The sequence below is a fragment of the Spirosoma gilvum genome (assembly GCF_054776815.1).
Map to the genome: position 1 here is coordinate 505286 of NZ_BAAHBH010000002.1, position 21675 is coordinate 526960.

At 50.4% G+C, this 21675-nt stretch carries 11 protein-coding genes; 2 read left to right on the top strand and 9 right to left on the bottom strand.

Features of this window, described 5'->3' with window-relative positions; genetic code table 11:
• Window positions 1-32 precede the first annotated feature (32 nt).
• A complete protein-coding gene (locus ACYVFD_RS06815) occupies window positions 33-2018 on the top strand; it encodes a sensor histidine kinase (protein WP_461089034.1) in 1986 nt (661 codons plus the stop codon).
• A gap of 53 nt (window positions 2019-2071) precedes the next feature.
• Here ACYVFD_RS06815 and ACYVFD_RS06820 read toward each other — a convergent pair whose 3' ends face one another.
• The 9 genes from ACYVFD_RS06820 to ACYVFD_RS06860 all read right to left on the bottom strand — a co-directional run bounded on the left by ACYVFD_RS06820 (window position 2072) and on the right by ACYVFD_RS06860 (window position 21096).
• Window positions 2072-4513, bottom strand: coding sequence for an ABC transporter permease (locus tag ACYVFD_RS06820; RefSeq protein ID WP_461089035.1), 2442 nt, complete (start codon window positions 4511-4513; stop codon window positions 2072-2074).
• Between the two features lie 7 nt (window positions 4514-4520).
• Window positions 4521-5630: a DUF2911 domain-containing protein gene (locus ACYVFD_RS06825; RefSeq protein ID WP_461089036.1), complete on the bottom strand. Its 1110-nt coding sequence runs from the start codon at window positions 5628-5630 to the stop codon at window positions 4521-4523.
• Window positions 5631-5675: 45 nt separating this feature from the next.
• On the bottom strand, window positions 5676-5864 hold the full coding sequence (locus tag ACYVFD_RS06830) for a hypothetical protein (protein ID WP_461089037.1): 189 nt from the start codon (window positions 5862-5864) through the stop codon (window positions 5676-5678).
• Between the two features lie 226 nt (window positions 5865-6090).
• Complete coding sequence (locus ACYVFD_RS06835; RefSeq protein WP_461089038.1) at window positions 6091-8490, bottom strand: ABC transporter permease; 2400 nt, start codon at window positions 8488-8490, stop codon at window positions 6091-6093.
• Window positions 8491-8563: 73 nt separating this feature from the next.
• Window positions 8564-10996 (bottom strand): ABC transporter permease, encoded by a 2433-nt coding sequence (locus ACYVFD_RS06840; RefSeq protein ID WP_461089039.1) that lies wholly within the window; start codon window positions 10994-10996, stop codon window positions 8564-8566.
• Between the two features lie 105 nt (window positions 10997-11101).
• Window positions 11102-13543, bottom strand: a complete 2442-nt coding sequence (locus tag ACYVFD_RS06845; RefSeq protein ID WP_461089040.1) for an ABC transporter permease — start codon at window positions 13541-13543, stop codon at window positions 11102-11104.
• Window positions 13544-13644: 101 nt separating this feature from the next.
• On the bottom strand, window positions 13645-16065 hold the full coding sequence (locus tag ACYVFD_RS06850; RefSeq protein WP_461089042.1) for an ABC transporter permease: 2421 nt from the start codon (window positions 16063-16065) through the stop codon (window positions 13645-13647).
• Between the two features lie 83 nt (window positions 16066-16148).
• The gene (locus ACYVFD_RS06855; protein WP_461089044.1) at window positions 16149-18587 is read right to left on the bottom strand and encodes an ABC transporter permease; all 2439 of its coding nucleotides are present in this window, start codon (window positions 18585-18587) and stop codon (window positions 16149-16151) included.
• Between the two features lie 91 nt (window positions 18588-18678).
• The gene (locus ACYVFD_RS06860; RefSeq protein ID WP_461089045.1) at window positions 18679-21096 is read right to left on the bottom strand and encodes an ABC transporter permease; all 2418 of its coding nucleotides are present in this window, start codon (window positions 21094-21096) and stop codon (window positions 18679-18681) included.
• 35 nt (window positions 21097-21131) lie between these two features.
• Here ACYVFD_RS06860 and ACYVFD_RS06865 point away from each other — a divergent pair, with 35 nt between their 5' ends.
• A complete protein-coding gene (locus tag ACYVFD_RS06865) occupies window positions 21132-21575 on the top strand; it encodes a hypothetical protein (protein WP_461089046.1) in 444 nt (147 codons plus the stop codon).
• Window positions 21576-21675: the final 100 nt, after the last annotated feature.

Genomic DNA, 21675 nt, shown 5'->3' on the forward strand with positions numbered 1-21675 from the left:
GTGATACTACCGTCAACTTGTTATGTACCCGTATGGAATCCTTGTTTGCACCAACCAGTGTGTTCCCTGATATTGGCTTGAATTCGTCGACTGCCAGCATGGAATTGTATCGGACCATTCGCGGTTCTGATGGTCAAATTACAGACTTTCGGCTCGTTATGCTGAATGCCCCTGCGCTGGCGTTATGGGGACAGCCGCAAGCCGAACTCGTTGATCAATTACTTAGCCGGTTAATAACTGGTGTCGATGGCTCGTATTTGATCCGGCAGTTTAGCCTTGTCGTGGAGTTTGAACGACCTGTTCAGTTGCAGATGGATTGTCGCTGGTTGGGCAATGGCTCGTCGTATGAGATGCAGTTGACGAAGCTTGAGGATGGAGTCCTGGTGAGTTATAACAATAGCATTAGCCGTCAGCAACTTATTACCGAGTCTGTTCTGAGTAACGCACCCGCAGCTACAATAGCGATGGAGCAGTCTCAGCGGAGTATGTTGCATCGCGACATGATTTATCAGCAGGTAGTAGACAATACCCAGGCTGGTATGTTGCTGGCTAAGCCCATTCGGAATGAACGGGCCGAAATTATCGACTTTCAATACATACTGACCAACGAATACAATGCCCGCATCACCGGTCGATCGGTGGCTGAGATGACGGGTGCCCTGGTAGGTGACTTATTTCCGGGCTGGCAGAATTCCGATCTATTTCGGCACTATATAGAAGCCGTTGAGACTCGGCAAATTAAACGGATTACCTTTTTTTATGAGCAGTATGGCATGAAGGGCTGGTTCGATGGGACGTTTAGCTGTGTGGATGGGTGCATTCTGTATACCTACACCGATGTGACAGCTTACAAAGAAGCCGAGCTGGAACAGCAGCAGAACGTAGCCCTGCTCGAACAGGTGATGAATATGACCCCCGCAGCCATTGTGCTTAACCAGAGCATTCGGGATGAAGCCGGTGAAATCATCGACTTACGCATGATGAAGCTGAATCAGATGGCTGCCGACATTCTTCAAAATCCAATTGAAAAGATTCAGTACCGACGCGTATCCCGCTACATTTCTGGTTCGGCCGATACCCCTTTGTTTGACCAATGCAAGCAGGTGATCGAAACGGGCGTACCGATTCGGATGGAAGTGCCCTGGGCTGATCGCTGGTATGATTTTTCGGTAGTTCGTTTTGGCGACGGAGTCGTACTGGCTGCGCAGGACATTACCCCTGCGCATCAATATTGGGAGCAACTTGAACAGGCAAATATCGAACTGAAACGGTCCAACGAAAATCTTCAGTCGTTTGCGTTTGTGGCTTCGCATGATTTGCAGGAGCCGCTACGCAAAATAATTTCCTTTTCCGATATGCTGGCTACTCAATATGCAGATCAGTTCAATGGAGAAGCCTCGGATATTGTTCGGCGAATTAATGTATCCGCCATTCGCATGCGTCTGCTGATTCATGACTTACTGGCCTACTCGCAGGTAGAAACGCGACAGGATTCGTTTAGGCTGGTAAACATAGGTAGTTTGATTCAGGAATTGCAGGAGCATGAGCTTTGGGAAATGATTTATCAGCGAAAGGCGGAGATTCGTCTGAGTGGGCTACCTTTGGTCATGGCCGATCAGGTGCAGATGCGTCAGTTATTCCAGAATCTGCTGTCAAACGCCATCAAGTTCTGCTACTACGACACCATGCCCATTGTGAACATAAGTGGTCGTTTGGTCGATGATGCCGATTTGCCTGCCGGACTAATGGCGTCGTCAAAGACTATGAAAAAGAAGTCGTCAGATGTCCAATTTGCCGAAATTTCCATTGCCGATAATGGCATCGGCTTCGACGAAAAATACCTGGACCGGATTTTCCAGGTATTCCAGCGACTGCATGGACGTAGCGAGTTCACCGGCTCAGGCATTGGGTTGGCCATCTGCCATAAAATCGTTGAACGCCATGGAGGAACCATCACGGCCAGCAGCCAGCCCGGAAAGGGAAGTATTTTTCGGGTTTATCTTCCCGTTCGGCGGTAGACAGCGTGGAACAAGGAGCATGGGGCAATAGCTAAATCACTCCTTGCTCCACGCTATTCAGAACGAAGTGATTTGACCGGATTCATCAAGGCGGCTTTGATACTCTGAAAGCTGACGGTGAGCAACGCAATACCGACGGCTAGTAGCCCGGCTAGCGCAAACATCCACCACTCGATGTCAATTTTATAGGCAAAATCGGCCAGCCACTGGTTCATTGCCCACCAGGCAACTGGACTGGCAATGACAATCGCAATCAGCACGAGTTTCAGAAAGTCTTTGGAGAGAAGACCGACAATGCTGGTAACACTGGCCCCCAGTACTTTCCGTACCCCAATTTCTTTGGTCCGTTGTTCGGCCATGAAAGCCGCCAGTCCAAACAAACCCAGGCAAGCGATCAGTACGGCCAATGCCGCGAATGTTAGGGCGATGGTGCCAACACGCTGTTCGGCCCGGTACATCTCGTCGAAGCTTTGGTTCATAAATTGGTAGCTGAACGGTTGCCCTGGTGCCAACTGCTTCCATTTCGCTTCAATTTGTTTGACCAGCACAGGTACATTACTGCCACTTAGCCGGAACGATACCGCTCCCGAGTTTGAATCCAGAACAAGCGATAATGCCCCGATATTCCGTCGAAGTGATTCGAAATGGAAGTTTTTCATAACGCCGATAACCGTGTACGACTTCCGGGTTTTTCCTTCATTATCATTGAATCGCCAGACGTGTTTGCCAATCGGATCTTTAAAGCCAAAAACACGCACGGCTGCTTCGTTCAAAATAATTCCTGATGAATCGGAACCGAAATCACGTGAAAAATCACGGCCCCTGACGAGCTGCATCCCCATCGTTTTTACATAGTCGTGATCGACACCCCAGGTTTGCATGTTGGCTCCTTTGTTTAAATCGGTTTGCCCTTCGGCAAAAAACGCATTGTCGTTCCGACTCGATGGGGTAGGTAAATAGCCCGATATACTGCCATTCAGAACGCCGGGTAGTCGCAATACTTCCTGCCGGAAGGTTTCAGCCTGCTTGCCAATGGCATAGGCATCGTTGACCGTCAGGACCTGTTCGCGATTGAAGCCGACATTTTTTGTCTGGATGTAGGTAATCTGTCGGTAAACGATAATGGTACCCACAATCAGAATAACCGACATCATGAACTGAAACACCACTAGCCCACTTCGCAGGCTACCACCGCCAATACCTGAGCCCATTTTCAGGGCTGATAATCCTCCTTTCAGGACTTTTATTGGCTGGAACGACGATAGGAAAAAAGCGGGATAACTTCCGGCAAATGCACCTACAATGAACGGTAATAGCACAAGTGCGGGTAACAGGTAGGACGAGGTAAGTTGATCGAGGGTTAGTTCTTTAGCAGCAATGGTATTAAAACCGGGTAACGCCAACGCCACAAAGGCTATAGCCAGAACCATTGCCAGCGTCGATGTCAGCACCGATTCGGTCATGAACTGGCCAATCAGTTGCTGCCGTTCCGAACCCATCACTTTCCGGACACCCACTTCCCGCGCCCGATTGGCCGAGCGGGCCGTGGCCAGATTCATGAAATTGATGCAGGCAATCAGCAGGATAAACAACGCTACCGCCGAGAAAATATACACATACTGGATGTCGCCATTAGGAGCCAGTTCAATCTGTTGTTTTGAGTACAGATGAATGTCGGTTAGCGGCATCATCCAGTATCGGATGCTATTTCCGGCCTTACGGAACTCAGCCATTGAGGTACCAATCATCTGCTGTGCCTGAGGCCCTACGTATTTTTCGATAACGGTCTCAAAATTCTTGGCAAAAGTGGCTGGATCGGTGCCCGGCTTGAGCACAATGTAGGTATAATGATTATTGCTCAGCCATTGTCCCCATGGGTAATCGTCGTTGAGCATAGTCGGAAAAAGGTCGGCATGGAAATGAGCGTTTTTGGGCATGTCGCGCATAACGCCCGTTACTTTGAACGTCAGTCGGTTGTCAAGAAGCAGCGTTTGCCCGATTGGGTTCTGATTACCAAAATGTCGTTTTGCCGCTGATTCGCTGATGACAATTGTATTGGGCTCTGCCAGTGCGCGTTTTGGATCGCCGGCGATGAGTGGTAACGTAAAAACGTCGAACAGCGTAGAGTCGGCGAATGTAACGTTGTCTTCGCGCAGATTGGTAGTTTCGCCCGCCCGTTTTACCAGCCAGGTGCCTCGCTGATGCAGCCGTACGTACTGTTCAACCTGCGGATAATCTTTTTTGAGCGTAGGGCCTACTGGATCGGGCGAAACAGCAAACCGCATATCGTTTCCACCGAATTTTATGTCGGAATGTATTCGGTAAATCCGATCGGCTTTCTCGTTATAGCGGTCGTAACTGAGTTCATCCAGCACATAGAGTGTTATGAGCAGACAACAAGCCAGACCGACGGCCAATCCAAAAATGTTGATGGCCGAAAAGCCCCGTTGCTTCTGCAAGGTCCGCCAGGCGATTTTGATATAGTTGGTTAGCATAAAGAAATCAGTTTATAATCGGCTTGCCTTCGGTAATAGCTTTGATCATGGACTCCACGTTCGTTTTATTCAATGCATTGGGTGCCTGTGGGAGGGCTGCCTGCAAATACGGCAGGGCATCTTTGGGCTTCCCTAATGCCACCAACGCCCGGCTCATGCCGAGGTTTGTAGTAAACTGATTCGGGTTTTTGTCGTAGTTGGTTTTAAAGACAGCATACGCTTCCTGATTCCGTTTCTGGTTCAACAGGCTACGGCCATATTGATGCAATTCGTTTAGCGTACCCAACGGCATAGCTTCTTTCATGAGCGCAGAGGCTTCGTCAGGTTTATTCATGGCTGTCAGAACAGCAGCTTTTGTACTTAGCGTCTGAAAGTTTTTCTGGCCAATGTAGCGGGCATTAATCGACTGATCGGCCCAGATAAGCCCCTGATTCAGGTCGTGGCTGGTTTCCAGGCAGTAAGTAGCCGCCTGCACCAGCGATTGCCAGGTAAAGCCCGGTTTGGAAAGTAATTCTTTTCGAAACGAAGCCATTTGCTGCCAAACCAGATCAACGCTGACCGTAAACGGAATCATACGCTTTTCCCACGAAAGCGCCACGGCTGCCGAACTATCGGTCTGGTTCAAGAACGAATACGTAAGCAATTCGACGGATCGATCCAGCGGTTGATTTTTTACGGTCACCTTAAGAACATCCAGGGCCGGATCATAGTAGAAACTTCCCCAGGAGACGACAATTTTGGAGAAAATAACGGTCGTTTCCTGCTCACCCAGGTTCATGAACAGTCCATAAGTTCCGGCTGCGAGGGGTTTTCCTTCTACTTTCACATCATCCGAAAATGTGATTGTCGTGGTTTCGTTGGCTCCTGCCCGCCAGGGAGCCGGTTTGCCCGGTCCGTAGCCGAGGTCCTGAAAACCATAATGCGCAATGGGTGTCCCCCAGATTTTCCCTTCCCGGCCTTTTACACCCGGCCGATCGTAATGAATCGTAACGGTTGTAAGGCCAATTTGCTCGGAGACGGATGCTTTTTTGTTGCCTCCAATGGGGGCTGTCGTCAGTTGTGCCTGGCAAACCAGAGCATACAAAAAAAGGCTGATAGTAAAAGTTAAGTTACGCATGGGACTAAACAGGGGATTTTTCAGATAGGCCAACGATAATGGCTTTTAAATCTTCATCAGGTCAGCCTGCCTGATGGTATCTAAAGCCAGGGCCCCTTTTTTAGGGGTCAAACAGGATTGAGCTTTCTGTGTATCGGCTGGCTGAGGTGGTTTAATCAGGAAGCAAAGAGCAATAATCAACAGCATACATAATCCTTTTAGGAACAGGCTAAGAAAGATTAGTTGTGCTTTCATCGTTCGGTTGTAGTCAATAGGAAAGGTTATACTACAACACAGCGAAGATTATGCCATCTAGTTAACTGGTTGGATTTTAGGGGATTATATTGGTGGCGGTGTCCGCTATCGGACAGGATTTGTACGGGGGTGGACAGGGAAGAGGAGCATAGGGCCTGGGGTAAGGGGTAAGGGGTAAGGGGTAAGATGTCGCAATGACCCTTTGCCCTTACCCCTTTGCCCGCTGCTATTCAGAACGAAGTGACTTCACTGGGTTCGTCAGTGCGGCTTTGATGCTTTGGAAACTGATCGTTAGTAACGCTATGCCAACGGCCAGAAGACCCGCCAGTACGAAGACCCACCACTCGATGTTGACGCGATACGCAAAATCTTCCAGCCATTGACTCATCGCCCACCAGGCTATCGGGCTGGCAATCAAAATGGCGATCAGTACAGGCTTGAGAAAGTCTTTTGACAGCAGGGCAACAATGCTGGAAACGGATGCTCCCAGCACTTTCCGAACCCCAATTTCCTTGGTGCGTTGTTCGGCGGTGAAGGCTGCCAGCCCGAAGAGTCCTAGACAGGCAATCAGGATAGCCAGGGCCGAGAATACCAGTACCACCTGAGCCGTGCGCTGCTCCGACCGATAGAGTGTGTTCAGAAACTCATCCAGGAAGGTATACTCAAAGGCCGAATCGGGCATGTCTTTCTGGAAAATAGCTTCCAGTTGGCGCATGGTCTGGCTCAACTGGGCTGTACGGGTTTTGACCAGCAGATAAGGTCGCGATTCGGTATCGGCATTATGAAAGGCATACGCACCAATCGGCATATGCAGCGATTGGAAGTGGAAATCGTCAACTACACCTATGATTTCGGCCCGGTCTAGGTCAAACAGATTATGTGCTTTCTGACCAATAGCTTTTTGGGGAGTCAGACCTAAATAATCGACAGCGGTTTTGTTCAGAACAACTTGTACCGTCGTGTCTTTCTCGTCTTTTGTGGCGGGTAAGGTACGTCCGGCCAGGAGCTTCAGACCCAGTACATTGATAAATTCGTTTCCAACCCGGTTGGTCTGAATAGCCATGCCTTCGTTGGAACTACCCGAACTGCCTGGCCGGCTGATCGTACGGCCGCTGCCACCGCGCCCCGGAAACGTTTGCGCCCGACAGACTTCCTCTACATTACTGAGGCTTCGGTAGTCGTTCATCAGCGCGTCGATCTGCGTTTTATCCTTCGCAGCCGAGGTCATAATTGCGACTACCTGTGTTGGTTCGTACCCCAGTTTCTGCGTCTGGATAAACTGCAACTGCTGATAAAAAATAAAGGTACAGACCATCAGAATCACCGATGCCGCAAACTGAATCACGACCAGCGAGCGCCGGAATAACCCCGCTCCCGACTGATTTCGGAAAGAGGTACTGAGCAGGTATTTTGGCGAAAACGACGATAGGTAAAAAGCCGGGTACGAACCGGCAATGAGCGTGATGAGTAATCCGATCAGCAATAGACCGATGATTACTTCTGGAGTCAGCAGTGCCACAAACGGTACTTGCTTGCCCGTCATCTGATTGAAAAGCGGTAGACCTAGGGTAACCAGCCCAATCGCCAGCATGAGCGCCAGCGTAACCATCAGGCCGGTTTCCAGATAAAAGCGGGTAATCAGGTGCTGAACCGATGCGCCAACTGTTTTGATAACGCCGACTTCACGGAAACGAATCTGCGCTTTAGCCGTCGCCAGATTCATGTAATTGATCGAAGCAATCAGCAGAATAACGACAGCTAGTATCAGCAGAATTTTTACCTGACGAAGGTCGCCGATACGGGTCGTGTTGGCATTGGTGATATCGGCTGAGTGCAGGTGAATGTCTGTAAAGGGCTGAAGCCAGATTTTGAACCATTGCTCGGCTTTGGGAACGTTTTTATCCACAAGCCCTGCCATCTGACTTTCGACTTGGGCTTCCTGCGCCTGCGGGCTGAGGAGAACATAGGTTTCAAAACTGGCATTGCTCCAGCTTGGATTCCGCGCCCATCGAACACTGCTGAATGAGCCAATCATATCGGCATCCAGCGTCGAGGTGCCCGGAAAGTTCTCGTATACGCCCGTTACTTCCAGCGTATCTCGGTTGTCGACGTACAGGGTTTTGCCGACCGGGTTATCGTTGCCAAAATACCGTTCGGCTGTCGCTTGACTCAGTACAACCTTGTGTGGGCTATCCAGCGCAGTTTTGGGATTTCCTTTTGCCAGCGCGACGTCGAAGATATCGAACAGACTACCATCGGCCCAGTAAAAATTGTTCTCGGCAAATTTCTTATCGCCGGATTTGACAAAAGCCGTTTGTCCGAAATTATGACGGAGAAACCGGACCTGTTGCTCTACCGCAGGAATATCGGTTTTGAGGGCTGGCCCAACAGCATTGGGGGCATTGGCCCAGTTCATGCTTTTGCCATCGAAGGTGGCCGTTAACCCAACCCGGTAAATGCGATCGACTTTGGTATGGTACTTATCGAACTGGAGTTCGTCTTTCACATACAGGATCAGCAGCAACGCTACGGCTAGTCCCGTAGCCAGCCCAAGCAAATTCAGAGAGGTGAACAGGCGGTTTTTCAGCAGACCCCGCCAGGCGATTTTGAGGTAGTTTGTGAGCATGGAGTTTGGAGCTAGGGGCGGGGAGCGTGGTGCAAGGCTAAATAACTCCCTGCTCCAGGCACCACGCTCCCCGCTATTCAGAACGAAGTGATTTTACGGGATTAACTAAAGCGGCTTTGACGCTCTGGAAACTTACGGTAAGTAACGCAATTATCAGTACTAAGGCAAACGGTAGGGCAAACAGCCACCATTGGATCGCTGCCCGGAACGCATACCCCTTAAGCCATTGACTGACAGCGTACCAGGCTAATGGAGTGGCCACGATAAAGGCAATCAGAATCAATATAGCAAACTCACGATACAGCATCTGCACAATCTCGGTTACCGATGCGCCCAGCACTTTCCGAATGCCGATTTCTTTGGTGCGCTGCGCGGTTGTAAAGGACGCCAATCCGAACAGGCCCAGACAGGCGACCAGAATCGCTAACCCAGTAAATAGACCAAAGACCTGCCCAAATCGCTGGTCGGCTCGGTACTGCTCGTTAAACCGCTCGTCCAGAAACGAATACTCGAACGGATTGCCGGGGAAAAAATGATTCCACTCCGTCCGAATGGTTGAGATGGTACTGTTGAGTTCGCTGGATGCCAGCTTGATCGAGAAATAACCCCGCACGTCGGGAATCAGACGGAGGATGAGTGGTTCATACGCATCGCGCAACGACTGCTGATGAAAATTATCCGTAACCCCAACCAGTGTAAACGTTTCGCCCCAGAACTCGATCTGCTTGCCAATGGCATCCTCGGGCCGGTTGAAACCCAGTTGCTGCACGGCCTTTTTGTTGAAGATGAGTGCTTTGGGGTCGCTGCCGAACTCTTTGGAAAAGTTGCGCCCGGCCACTAGTTTCAGATCGAAAGTTTTCAGGAAATCGTAATCGACGCCAATAATTCGATACTGCTGGCTTTTGCTTTCGTCGGTTCCCTTTAGCCGGATACCGCCCGCATTCCAGTCCGAAGCCTGACCCGGCACCACTGTTGAAGCGGCAATGGACTGGATGCCGGGCCGTCGAAGCAATTCATCCTTAAAAGCCAGCATCTGCCGCATGAATGTCGAATCGGTTTTGACAATGGGTGGATTAATGACCAGCGTCTGATCGATGTTGAGGCCAAGGCTTTGTGCCCGCATAAATTGAATCTGATGGAAAACGGCCAGCGTACCAACCAGCAAAAACAGCGATGCGGCAAACTGGAATACAACCAGTGACTTGCGCAATAAAATACCCTGCGATGAGGTACTAACTTTCCCTTTCAGCACCGACACGGGCTTATAGCCTGACAAAACAAAGGCAGGGTACAGCCCGGATAGAAACGCTCCTACCACAAATAACCCGATCAGAGGCAACCAGAATGTGGAGCTTCCTAACAACGAAAAGGACATCTGCTGACCGGATAACTGATTGAAGATGGGTATGGCTATAACGACAATGAGCAGCGCTAGTGCAACCGCCAATCCGTTCAGCACCACCGACTCGGTCATAAACTGACGCATAAGCTGCCCCCTCAACGAACCTACGGCTTTTCGAACCCCCACTTCCTTCGCCCGATTGATGGCGCGTGCGGTAGCTAGATTGATGTAGTTGACCCAGGCAATCACAACAATGAAAAACGCAATGCCTAGCAGCAGATAGACCGTGTTGCCATCACCATTGGGCTCGGCTTCCTCCATAAAGTGTGAGTACAGATGAATGTCGCGCAGGGGCTGGAGTTTGTACACCGCATCGGCGTCGTATTTCTTCAGTTCAGCGCCAATGGTTTTCTGGATATAAGGTACAAATTTGGCTTCGAGGGCCTTAGGGTTAGCCGGTTCGCCGTTGCGATCGGGCCGAAGTAGCAGATAAGATAGGGCACCGTCCCACATCCAGGCTTGATCGGGGTTATTGTCCTTGCCCACTTCCTTGATGAAAGTGACATGTGGAATCAGCAGGTCGGCATGGAGATGTGTATTAGCGGGCATATCCTGATACACACCCGTTACTTTAACCGCCCGATTTTGATTGATTCGGATGGTTTTCCCCATCGGATTCTCATTCCCGAACAGCCGATGCGCTACCGATTCCGACAAGGCAATCGTGTTCGGCTCGGCCAGAATGGTGTTGACATCGCCAGCGACGAGCGGATAGGAGAAAATCTTGAAGAACGATTCACTGGCAATAAAGACATGCTCTACTTTCAGGCTTTTTTCGCCATAGTCGGCAATGAGTGCCCCGCGTTTCAGGACTTTTACATAATCCTCAACTTCGCCGAAGGCTGCCTTAAACGAATTGCCGGCTGCCTGAGCGCCACCCGCCCATTGCGTACTAAGCTTGCCTTTGTCGTACCGATCCTGAAGAACTCGGTAGATTCGGTTGCCTTTGGTATGAAAATCATCGTAGCTCAGCTCAAACGTGACGTATTGCAGAATGAGCACACAGGCCGCAATGCCGATGGCAAGCCCCAGGATATTGATAGCCGAAAAGGCTTTGTTGCGGACCAGATTCCGCCAGGCGATTTTGAAATAGTTTTGAAGCATAGGACAGGAGCTAGGAGCGTGGAGCAGGGAGCTGGGAGCGTGGAGAAAGGTGCAAGGGTTGAATCACTCTATGCACCTTGCTCCTAGCCCCATGCTCCCTGCTAGTTATTCACTTCGTAAAGACGTAACCGGATTGGTCAACGCTGCTTTGATCGACTGAAAACTTACGGTAAGTATGGCAATTCCGACGGCCAGTAGCCCAGCCACCGCAAACATCCACCATTCGATGTCGATTTTATAGGCGAAATCCTGAAGCCAGCGGTTCATCATGTACCAGGCAATAGGCGTAGCAATGACAATGGCAATCAGGACCAGTTTCAGGAAATCTTTCGAGAGCAGGGCCACCAGGCCAGGGGTGGTTGCCCCCAGCACTTTCCGAATGCCAATTTCTTTGGTTCGCAGCCGGATCACGTACATAGCCAGACCCAGTAATCCCATACAGGCGATGAAAATGGCAAGCAGGGCAAATACACCGAAAATGCGTTGAGCCACCTGCTCCGACTTGTACAAATCACTCCAGTCAGACGACAGAAAGGAGTAATGAAACGGTTGGTCGGGTAGGTAGTGCTTCCAGATCTGTTCGATCTGGCCCACAACCGCGTTCGGATTATCGGCCCGGACCCGTACGGCTACCTGATTGTCGGTCTGGCGGAAAATACGATTGTTCAGGATAAATAGTGGGCTGATACGTTGGTGTAGCGATCCAAAGTGAAAATTGTGGACGATGCCCACTATTGTGTAGGTAACCGGCGGACCATTTTGCTGGGTAAAATTGTCGGGGCTGGTAATCTGTTTGCCGATAGGATCGGACAGACCCATCTGCCGGGAGGCTTCTTCATTGAGAATAACCGAGAGCGAATCGTCGAACTGTCGGCTGAATGGACGCCCGGCCAGCATGTTCATCTGCATGGTCTGGAGATATTGCTCATCGACCACGCAACCTTTGCCTGTTACGGTTTCATTATCGCCTTTTTTGCGGAAGACAATGCCAAAAAAACCTTCTTCGCCTGGAGCGCTACTGGTTCCGCCCACATTCGTTACACCCGATAGTTTGGCCACTTCCTGTTTAAAGGCTTCTGTATTTTTATTCAGAAAAAAGGCACCTTTTACGGTAACCACGGATTCTTTGGTGAAGCCCAGCTCTTTCTGCTGAATAAAATTTAACTGACTGAACACCACAATGGTACTAACGATCAGCAGTACTGAGATGGCAAACTGAAATACGACCAGTCCGTTGCGCAGTAAATGCCCCTGTTTGGTTGACGAGAATCTGCCTTTCAGGACTTTTATCGGTTCAAAAGTGGATAATACACCCGCCGGATAGCTGCCTGCCAATAAGCCTACAGCAACGGCTCCACCAATAAGTAAGGGGAGCGTTTCCCAGCGTACCAGCGAACTCAGGGCCAGCGATTTATTGGCTAATGCGTTGAAGGGGCCCAGCAGCGCCGAAACTAATAACCCGGCGATAACCAGACTGAACAGGCTCAACAAGACGGACTCGGTCAGAAATTGGGCGGCCAGTTGTTGCTTGGTGGAACCCAGCGACTTCCGAATCCCAACCTCCCGCGCCCGCTCCGACGACCGGGCGGTGGCCAGATTCATAAAATTGATGCAGGCAATCAGCAGTACGAAAGCCGCAATGATCGAGAAAATCGACACCAGCGCCCGGCTGCCATTCGGTTGATACTCGGCTTCCAGATGCGAATCGAGATGGATGTTCGAGAGGGGTTGCAGGAAATAAAAATACCCGTTTCCGGCTTTGACATAGTCGCGGTACGAAACACCGAAGTTTCGCTCGATTTCTCCGGCCGCATACTTTTCGACCACAGCGGGTAGTTTTGCCTGAACAGTTTCCGGGCGCGTATTGGGGCGAAGGAGCAGGTATGTGTGTGCCGCAAAACTGATGTGATTGGGCTGCTCAGCCACGGGAAAACCACGGGTAGATGACAGGAAGTTAAACGAGAAATGCGCATTATGCGTAGGGTCTGGACAAATGCCGGTCACTTCGAGTTTTGGCCCCTGCACTACTTCAAATTGCTTTCCAATAGGATTTGTAGCACCAAACAATCGTTTCGCTGTGCTTTCGGTCAACACAACTGTATTCGGGCGGCTCAATGCTTTAGTAGTCTGGCCACGCAGCAATGGGATTTGAAAGACCTGAAAAAACGTGGAATCGACTGCCAGAAACCCTTTTTCTTCCAGCGTCCGGCCATCCAGTTTGATGAGGGTAGGTTGCTGGTTATTGCCGAACGTAAACACACGCGTTGTTTGCTCAATTTCCGGAATCTCCTTCTTCACCGATTGCGCATAGGAGGGCGGAATAATCGCATATCTTGTGCTACGGCCCGGATAGATACGTTCCAGCGCCATGCGGTAAATGCGGTCACCGTTGGCCCAGTGTCGGTCGTAACTTAATTCATCCGTCACATACAGAACGATCAGCAGGCAGCAGGCCATACCAATCGCTAAACCCGCCAGATTGATGGCGGTATTAGCCTTATGTTTCGCCAGATTGCGAAGAGCGATTTTGAGGTAGTTACGTAGCATAGGGGTAGGGAGTAAGGGCAGAGGGCTCGGGGCGTAGGGGTAAGGGCATAGGGTCACGCCGACACCTCACCCCATGCCCCCAGCCCTATGCCCTATGCAATTCATTCCATTTTAAGTGATTTAACTGGATTCATCAAGGCCGCTTTGATACTCTGGAAGCTGACCGTTAGGAGAGCAATGGCTACTGCCAGAATGCCCGTTAGGGCAAACATCCACCATTCGATGGTGATTTTATACGCAAAATCTTCCAGCCACTGATTCATGGCGTACCAGGCAATCGGTGAGGCAACGACCAGGGCAATCAGGACCAGCTTCAGGAAATCTTTGGATAGGAGCGTGACCACATTGGCCGTTGAAGCCCCCAGCACTTTTCGGATGCCAATTTCTTTGGTCCGTCGTTCGATGGTGAAGGTAGCCAGGCCCCATAAGCCCAGGCAGCAGATAATCAGGGCCAGACCTGCAAAGACCCGGAGCAGCGTAAACTGTCGGCCTTCTTCTTCGTACAGCTTTTGCAGACTCTGATCCAGAAATTCGGCTTCGTAAAGTGAGTTCGGGAAGTATTGCTTGTAAACCCGCTCAACGGCCGCCATGGTTGTCGGCAGATTGGTCGGTTGCAGCTTCAGGCCTGCGGTGAAATAATAGTCGGGGAAATTAAGCATCACGACCGGCTGAATCGTTTCGCGCAGTGAACTTGCGTGGAAGTTGCGGGTAACGCCCACAATTTCGGCCGTTATGTCGTTTAGGCCGATCTTGATTTTACGTCCCAGTAGTTTTTCTGGTTTCGCATAACCAAGCGATTTGGCGAGTGCTTCGTTGACCACAAATACATACCGGCGTTGCTCAAAGGGGATTTTTTTGGAGAAACCTAGCGTATCGGAGTCGGTAAAGAACCGCCCGGCGACCAGTTTTACGCCGTAGGTTTCAAGGTAATTAGCATCGACAACTTTCACATTGACATTGATACGCTGAGTTGGATTGGCTGGGTCGGGATGCATACCCGTTGTAAAGTTGTTCCGCGAGGTAGGAGCGCCAATCGCAAAGGAAATCTGTTGAACACCGGGAATCTCACGGAGTGAATTACGAAAGGCATCGGTGTTTTTATTGGCATCGGGCAGTGAGACCGTTACGACGGCATCGCGGCTGAAGCCCAAATCCTTTTCCCGAAACAACTTCATTTGACTATAGATGACCAATACACCCACGGCCAGAATGATGGATACGGAGAACTGAAACACAACCAACCCCTGCCGAATCCAGCTCTGACTCCCCTGACCAACCTCAGCACGTGATTTTAGCACTTTAACGGGTTTCAGTTTCGCCATGAAAAAGGCCGGATAGGTACCGGCGGCCAAAGCCGTCAACAGGGCAAGAACCAGCACAACCCCGGCAATCATTGGCCCACTGAACTGAATCTGCTTCTGTAAGTAACTATTGAGCGATGGCAGAACCAGATACGCCAGAAATATAGCCAGTCCGGCCGAAACCATCGACAGCCAGAATGCTTCGCCTAAAAACTGACCCACCAGTTGATTGAACGTGGCGCCAATCGCTTTCCGAACGCCTACTTCTTTGGCACGGGTTGTAGCCCGCGCCGTGGCCATATTGACAAAATTGACGCAGGCAATCAGCAAGACAAATAGGCCAATAATGCCAAATACCCACAGATAGGTAGGCGCAATGGGAGGGACATAGACCGTACCCTCAAAGTCGGGATTCAGGTGAATATCTTCGAGTGGCTGCAAGGCCAGGTGCCGTTGACTGCCCGATTTATTTTCGTCGGCAAAATACTTTTTCGATACAGTTGCCAAACGACCTGAGTACTGTTCAGATTGCCGTCCTTCCGGCAGAAGCGCATAGACACTACCCGCCGACCGTAAGCCCCATTGGGTAATATCCCAGGACATGTACGATTTCAGGGTCTTGTACGACACAATCATGCTAGCGTTCAGGTGGGTTTGTGCGGGCATGTCTTCCATGATCCCAACCACCCGTAGCATGGTGGTTTGTCCCAGCTTAAAGGTTTTGCCAATGGCGGCTGTAGTACCAAAGTAATTCCGGGCTGTACTTTCCGTCAAAATCACCTGATTCGGCTGATCCAGAATCGTTTTTGGGTTGCCTGTACGCATGGTTAGCACAAACAGATCGAATACTTGTGGCTCGGCAAACAATACCCGATCTTCCGACAGGATTTTGTCGGCTGAGAGAATTACGGATGCGTTTTCTTCGGCGTGGATGCTGGCCACAACGGGCCAGTCCGGGAAGTCGGTGCGGATAGCGGCCCCAAGCGGATAGGGGACAATACCTGACTTCTCCGTTTCATTACCGGTTTTAGTGATTTCGTTGATGCGATAAATTCGCTTGCCCAATGGGTGAAACCGGTCGAATTCCCACTCATAGTGAATAAACAACCCAATGAGCAGGCAGGTCGTCAGGCCCAGGGTAAGCCCGATTAAGTTGATGCCCGTAGTAGTCGGGTATTTCGTCAGATTCCGCCAGGCAATTTTGAGGTAGTTTGTTAGCATGAGGCAGGGTGCTTGGGGCATGGAGCGGGGTGCATGGAGCGGGGGGTAAGGGATACGCCTTGCTCCGCGCTCCTTGCACCATGCTATTCAGAACGAAGTGATTTAACAGGATTCACTAAGGCAGCTTTGATACTTTGAAAACTGACCGTGACGAAGGCAATGAGAATCGCTAAGGTGCCTGCCAGGGCAAAAATCCACCAGTCAACAGTTGTTCGGTAGGCAAAATCTTCCAGCCATCGGTTGGCGGCATACCAGGCAAGGGGCGTGGCAATGATCAGAGCAATCAGGACCAGTTTCAGGAAGTCTTTGGAGAGCAGGGTCACCAGGCTACTAACGGATGCACCCAATACTTTGCGAACCCCGATTTCTTTGGTACGTTGTTCGGCCATAAAGGTGGTTAGCCCAAAAAGCCCCAGACAGGCAATCAGAATGGCCAGGGCAGCGGCTGTGATAAAGATCTGACCGTACTGCTGCTCCGCTTTATACTGTTTGTCGTACTGCTCATCCACAAAAAAGTACTCAAACGGATTGCCGGGGAAAATCTGTTTATAGAGTTTGTCCAGGTCGCCAATTTTTGCCTGAATCTGATCGGTCGACAGGCGAAGGGTATAGTTGCTGCCGGGATAGCCAGGGAAAATAATCAGGGGCTGAATCGCTCGCTGCAGCGATTCGTGGTGGTAATCGTTCAGAACGCCTACGATTTCGAAGGCTTCGCCAAATTTCACCTTTTGCCCCACAGCCGCCTTCGCCGAGGCAAATCCCAGCGATTTAACGGCTTTCTCGTTGATCAGAACCCGAAGGGCTTTCATTCCTTTGTCGCACATATCGGGCGTGAAATTTTGTCCGGCTGCCAATTTTATATCATACGTTGGCAGGAATCGATCGTCGGCGTACGTAATGGCATAGCTCTTTTTCTCATCGCCGGGGACCGGGTTCTGGCGGGTAATACCGTCGGCGTTGAAGTTGTAAAAACCACCCGGTACACTGCCTGAATTGCAATAGGTTTCGACATACGGCAAACGCGCGATTTCGTTGCGAAATGCAGTTCTTCCAGCTCTTCGGGCTTCTTCTTCGCCAACTTCAGGCCCTTTTATGACCAGCAACTGTTTTATGTTCATGCCCAAATCCTGGTTTTTCATGAACGATAGCTGCCGATATAATATAACCGTAGCGACCATCAACAGAATAGAAATCGCAAACTGAAACACGACCAGTCCTTGACGGATGGAAGTGGTGAAGCTGAGCGAGCCCCGCCCTGATTTACCCTTACTGCTTTTCAGCGCATTGAGAATCGAAAAGCCTGATAATACAAAAGCCGCATAGCTTCCTGATACCAAAGCCCCGATTACGACAGCTCCCAATCCAACAATCCAGAATTGGTTTTCCTGGAAAACAGCAAGTGACAGATCCTTGCCAATCAGGCTGTTGAATGGTTGCTGCAACAGGCTGATAAGCCCAAAGGCTATAAGTAAAGCCAGTAGATTCAGGAGCAACGACTCACTCAGAAACTGGCTGATGATCTGTCCTCGATTGGCTCCGACTACTTTTCGAACGCCCACTTCTTTCGACCGTTTCATTGCCCCCGCTGTGGATAGATTGATGTAGTTCAGCCAGGCAATGGTCAGAATTAGTAAGGCAACGCCCCCGATGAGGTAAATAAAACCCAGCTTGGCTTCGGTTGGGCGGTTGTCGCCAAGCCCAGCGCCAAGGTGTACATACCGAAGAGGTTGTAAGGAGAAAACATCTTTCGACGTTGGACGGGCTTTTCGAATCAGTTGCTGAGCGTTCTGCTCAAAGCTAGCCAGGTTGGCCTGTGGTTTGAGCTGGACAATCGTTTGCGAAAAAGCGCCCTGCCAAGCATCTAACCGGGCCCAGTCATTGCCGTTCCGGCCGGCCGGTGTTTCCAACGTCGAAAGCGAATAAACCATGTCGAACTGTAGATCGGAGTTGGCGGGCACATCGGCAAATACACCAGTTATGGTGTACAGCGTTTTCCCAAATTGATTGTTAAGGGTCAACACCTTTCCGACGGCATTGGCCTTTCCAAAATAGGCTCGGGCTTTGGTGGCTGAAATCGCTACGGTATTGGGTTGGTTTAGCAACGGTGAACCCGCCACGATTGGAAACGAAAACATGCGGAAGAAATCACCGTCGGCCGTCAGTACATTTTCTTCCTTAAACGACCTAAGGCTATTGGCCTTTTCGGAAAAGGTGACAATACCCTTGTGCACTTCAGCGAGTCGGCAAACCGCATCGACATCGGCGAAGTTTTGCTTTAAGGCAGGAGCGACAGCCGAAGGCGCATACGATTCAGGTGTGCCTGACGGGCCATCCTGAAGCAGGACGCGGTATAGATGAGGAAGGTTCGCGTGAAACTGGTTATAGCTTTTCTCGAAGCTGATGTATTCCAGAATCAGCACAAACGCAGCGATCCCCATAGCGAGCCCGGCCACATTGATCGCTGTGAAGACTTTAGCCTTCCAGAGATTACGCAGGGCAATTTTGATGTAGTTAAGAAGCATAGGACAGGAGCAAGGAGCGGGGAGCTAGGAGCGTGGGGCAAGGAGTATTGGCAGTATTACACCCCGCTCCCTGCACCTTGCTCCAAGCTATTTACTCCGTTTTTAGTGATTTTACAGGATTCATCAGGGCAGCTTTGATACTTTGGAAACTAACGGTGACGAAGGCGATCAGGATGGCCAGCGTACCCGCCAGCGCAAAGACCCACCATTCGATGTCGATCTTATAGGCGAAATCGGCCAGCCATTTAGTCATCGCCCACCAGGCAATCGGACTGGCGATCAGGATGGCTGCAATGACCAGTTTCAGGAAATCTTTGGACAAGAGCGTGACGATACTGGCAACTGAAGCACCCAGTACCTTCCGAACGCCAATTTCTTTGGTTCGCTGCTGGATAGTGAGCAGGGCGATGGCGAACAGACCCATGCAGGAGAGGATAATGGCTATGCCAGCCGCTGACGAGAAAATATTAGCCAGCCGCTGTTCGCGTCGATACCAGCGCTCGGTGTTTTCGTCCAGAAACGAACCAATGAATTCCTGTTTGGGAGCAATTGTTTTCCAGGTTGCCTTAATGGTTTCCATAGCGCCCGTCAGATTTTGCGGATTCACCCGGATCAGGATGTAATTAATGGGCCATTTTGATTGCATTTGCAGGGAAATAGGCCGGGCTTCCTGGTGTAGTGAGTACAAATTAAAGTCCGATACAACCCCCACAATCTGGTACTCTTTGTCGTCGGGCTTAATAAATTTACCGATCGGGTTTTTCTCACCGAGGGCTTTTGCCATGCTTTGGGTAATCAGGATCGACGAACTCGAGTCGGTACTAAAGCTGCTACTAAAGTCGCGGCCTTGCAGGAGCTTGATGCCCATCGTTTTCAGGTAATCGGTATCGATGCGTAGCCAGTCGCAGGCTACATCCCGCTGCCCATAGCGGAAGCCGAAAACCATCCGTGATGAACTGCCATCCAGCCCCGATCCGATGTTTACGGCTGAACCCGAAATGGCTACGATATTCGGCTGATCGGCCAGCCGGGTACGCATCGCCTTGAGAGCATCGATTCCGTTTAACTCATTGCCCACCGGAACGCTGATGACCTGTTCCTTATCGAGGCCCATCGGTTTTTGTTGCAGATAACTAATCTGCTGGCGGATGATCAGCGTGCAAACGATGAGTAGGCAGGCGATGGTAAACTGCGTAACAATCAGGGAATTGCGCAATAAACCCGGACGGCTCAATTTCAACGTTCCTTTCAGGACCTCAACTGCATTGAAGCGCGTGACAAACCAGGATGGATAGCCCCCAGCAACCAATGTGATCAGTAAAAAACTCAATCCTGTTACCGTTAAAACGGTTGGTGTCAGGAAGTCAGCTATCGACAGATGACTTTGGAACAAACGATTGAAGGTTGGCAACAGACCATAGGCCATGCCTAGGCCGATGGACAATGCTACCAGGCAAAGCAAGAGGGTTTCACCCCAGATTTGGCCAAACAATTGCCCTCGGTGTGCTCCCAGCGATTTTCGAACGCCCACTTCCCGCGCCCGTGTGAGCGATTGCGCAATAGTCAGGTTGATGAAGTTGATGCAGGCAATGGCCAGAATGAACAACCCAACCAGCAGCAGCGTAAACACATACGTCCGGCTAATGCCCATGCCATGCGTTGTTTCGGTATCGAAATGAACATTAAGCAGCGGTTGGAATAGTAAACTGCGTTGGTAGCCTAACTCATTTTTCGGGTAGCCCTGCTTCTGACGATCTTTGATGTCAGACGCAAAGTATTTATCCATGAATGCCTGTGTTCGCCGTTGGAGCGTTTGGGGATCGGTACCTGGCTTTAGCTTGATATACACATCATGATTACCATGGTCCCAGCGGCCTTTAAACTCCTGATAATCTCCAGCGTTTTCACTGCGGATCAGGGCATCGTATTCAAACGACGAGTTTTTAGGGGCATCACTCAATATGCCCGTAACCGTGAAGGCCTGCCAGGCATTATTCATCCGTAGCTGGAGCGGTTTGCCAATCGGGTCTTCGGTGCCGAAGATCTCGGTAGCCATCTTTTCACTGATGACAATGTCGCTCAGGCTGTTCATCGCCGTTTTTGCATTACCCTTGCGGAGCGGAAACGAGAACATCTGTAAGAAATCCGCGTCGGCCATCCGAACGTTCTTATTGTAATTTTTATCGTTCCGACGAACACTGGCACCGCGGTCAAACCAGCGGGTTACCCCCTCAATTTCCGGAAATTCGGCTTTAAGGGAGGGTGAAATCGGATAGGGCATGGTCGATCCCTTGTCGGGTGAACCATCCCGATTCGACGACAGGAAGTAAAGCCGGAAAATTTGATCGGCATTGGTATGGAACCGGTCATACGATAGTTCGAAGGCCGCTGTCAGAAATAATAATATGCCCGTACCGAACGCTACTGACAAGCCCACAATGTTGATGAGCGTATGCGTCCGGTTTTTCCAGAGGGTGCGGAAGGCCACTTTCAGGTAATTGCGGAACATGATATTTTGGTTAAATTTGGTAAAAATCGTTACATATGTATTTCCCACCGTTAACTCCTCCATCCCTTGTCGGGGAAGATCAGGGTGTTTGGGCACCTGCCGATCATCAGCGTATTATTGCCAAGCTGACTACTGGGCTAGGCGTTCTTTATTACCATCAAAAACGTATCTCGCTTGAGCCCCTGCCTGAAACGATGCTCGATGAAGGCAAGGCCAGCCTGGTGCCCGACTTATCACTGTGCAGTAATGAAACCGATCAGACGCCTATTATCATTGAGGTTTGCCATAGCAAAGGCCAAAAGGATGACATTCAGAAGGTTATTCAACTCATCGATAATGATCTATATGGCATTCGTGAAGGATTTGTCTATAACTACAAAACTCAGCAGTGGTACCGCTACCGCTTTGGCGATGGTGGGCTCATTGCTGAATCGTCCTTCTCCGAAATCCTCCAACTGGATCTGGATACCTTTCTCTGACCGGGATTTTTGTGATTTGACTGACCGACTTTGATTAGGCCTTCTTCGAAGGCTGTTAGAACATCTAAGTCGGTCAGTCAAATCACAAAAATCCTGGTTC

What these genes read in the sequence shown, in the direction of transcription:
- ACYVFD_RS06815 (WP_461089034.1), top strand. Translation starts at nt 33, where the DNA reads ATGGAATCCTTGTTTGCACCAACCAGTGTGTTCCCTGATATTGGCTTG.
- ACYVFD_RS06820 (WP_461089035.1), bottom strand. Translation starts at nt 4,513, where the DNA reads ATGCTAACCAACTATATCAAAATCGCCTGGCGGACCTTGCAGAAGCAA.
- ACYVFD_RS06825 (WP_461089036.1), bottom strand. Translation starts at nt 5,630, where the DNA reads ATGCGTAACTTAACTTTTACTATCAGCCTTTTTTTGTATGCTCTGGTT.
- ACYVFD_RS06830 (WP_461089037.1), bottom strand. Translation starts at nt 5,864, where the DNA reads ATGAAAGCACAACTAATCTTTCTTAGCCTGTTCCTAAAAGGATTATGT.
- ACYVFD_RS06835 (WP_461089038.1), bottom strand. Translation starts at nt 8,490, where the DNA reads ATGCTCACAAACTACCTCAAAATCGCCTGGCGGGGTCTGCTGAAAAAC.
- ACYVFD_RS06840 (WP_461089039.1), bottom strand. Translation starts at nt 10,996, where the DNA reads ATGCTTCAAAACTATTTCAAAATCGCCTGGCGGAATCTGGTCCGCAAC.
- ACYVFD_RS06845 (WP_461089040.1), bottom strand. Translation starts at nt 13,543, where the DNA reads ATGCTACGTAACTACCTCAAAATCGCTCTTCGCAATCTGGCGAAACAT.
- ACYVFD_RS06850 (WP_461089042.1), bottom strand. Translation starts at nt 16,065, where the DNA reads ATGCTAACAAACTACCTCAAAATTGCCTGGCGGAATCTGACGAAATAC.
- ACYVFD_RS06855 (WP_461089044.1), bottom strand. Translation starts at nt 18,587, where the DNA reads ATGCTTCTTAACTACATCAAAATTGCCCTGCGTAATCTCTGGAAGGCT.
- ACYVFD_RS06860 (WP_461089045.1), bottom strand. Translation starts at nt 21,096, where the DNA reads ATGTTCCGCAATTACCTGAAAGTGGCCTTCCGCACCCTCTGGAAAAAC.
- ACYVFD_RS06865 (WP_461089046.1), top strand. Translation starts at nt 21,132, where the DNA reads ATGTATTTCCCACCGTTAACTCCTCCATCCCTTGTCGGGGAAGATCAG.